General features: G+C 57.0%; 1 protein-coding gene. It reads left to right on the forward strand.

Annotated features, from left to right (window positions below):
* Window positions 1-62: 62 nt before the first annotated feature.
* Window positions 63-1,421: an ISKra4 family transposase gene (locus tag FHS72_RS18380; RefSeq protein WP_183531189.1), complete on the forward strand. Its 1,359-nt coding sequence runs from the start codon at window positions 63-65 to the stop codon at window positions 1,419-1,421.
* The last annotated feature ends 22 nt before the right edge of the window (window positions 1,422-1,443 follow it).

Genomic DNA, 1,443 nt, shown 5'->3' on the forward strand with positions numbered 1-1,443 from the left:
GGGAGTGGGCAAAACCTGGGGGTATTTGTCTATGATGGTGATTTCACAGCAGAGGAATTGCCATGGATGTGCGGATCATCGTCGAGACAACTTTTGAGAACGGAACCACGAAGACGCGGCGTCTGGGACGCCTGTCTCGGCCATTTCGAAGTACTCAGCCCGAGGGCTTCGGACTGCTGCTCGAAGATGCGAAATCCGTGCTTTGGCAATTACAGCAAGCGATCCTCCTTGACCAGATCGAGGAGGTCTCTGAGGCGAGCAGGGTCTGTCCTGACTGCAACAAGGTCAGAACCATCCATGACTATCGATCGAGGGTTCTGGACACATTGTTCGGTCGGTTCCGTGTCAAGGTGCCACGCATTCGCCGCTGCGCCTGCAACGCCAAGTCGGAGGTCACCCTGGGTGGACCACTGTCGCCGCTGGCCCGATTCTTCCCGGACCGATCAACACCTGAATTACAGCGCCTTCAAGCCGAGCTTGGGGCGCGGCATTCGTTTCGAGAAGCTGCGCGTATCATGGAGATATTTCTGCCTTGCGCCAAGCAGGCGAATACTTCGGTACGCAATCGTCTCGGCAAGATCGCCAAGGAAATCGGCGATAGCGAGTATGCGGAACCGGTTGTCTCGTCAGCAGAAAAGAACGCAACTCCGATGACGGTCTTTCTGGACGGTGCACATATTCGATGTAGGCCGGAATACCAGAAGCGGCACCTTGATGTTGTGGTGGGTAAGATCGAGAGCGCGCAAATGTCCCGTCGTTTCGGGCTTGTACAGCAAGCGGCTCAATCTCCATCCAGGCAAGTACGGCAAGACCTTCAAGACACTGGCTGGGACGGCGAGAGCCCAGTTACCGTGATTTCGGATGGAGAACCGGCATTGCCCAATCTCGTGCGCTACGCCGTCGGCGGGCCAGTTCGCCATATCCTCGATTGGTGGCACATCTCGATGCGGGTCAAACATGTCGAGAACGCCGTAAGGGGGCTACTGCAGACCAAGAGTTTCTCTGGCATACCTGTGTTGTTCGAACGCCCCGCAGAGCGATTACGATGGTATCTTTGGCATGGTAAGGTTCGAGTGGGCACTACGAGCCTTCAGTGGCTGATGACCGATTGCGAGCGGCTTTGCAAAGATGACCCCGAAGTGCGCGACGCGGCTACGCGTGTACAAGCGCGCTGCCGGGAACTCTACACCTATCTGGCAAACAATATGGATAGCCTCACCGACTATGGGCGGCGATATCGCAATGGTCTGCCGATCTCCTCGTCCCGCGCAGAAAGTTGCGTGGATGACATCGGCAACACACGCATGGGAAAACGCCGACGCATGAGATGGTCACCCAAAGGCGCCCATCACGTTGCCATCGTGCGGGCCGCTGTTCTCGATGGAAGGTTGACCAGCACATATCACAGGGCCGCAGCCTGACCCCCAAGTTTTGCCCACTCCC

Source organism: Yoonia ponticola, from assembly GCF_014199395.1.
GTDB classification, from domain to species: Bacteria; Pseudomonadota; Alphaproteobacteria; order Rhodobacterales; family Rhodobacteraceae; genus Yoonia; species Yoonia ponticola.

Excerpts from the sequence above, each read along its gene's own strand:
- FHS72_RS18380 (WP_183531189.1), top strand. The coding sequence starts at position 63 with ATGGATGTGCGGATCATCGTCGAGACAACTTTTGAGAACGGAACCACG.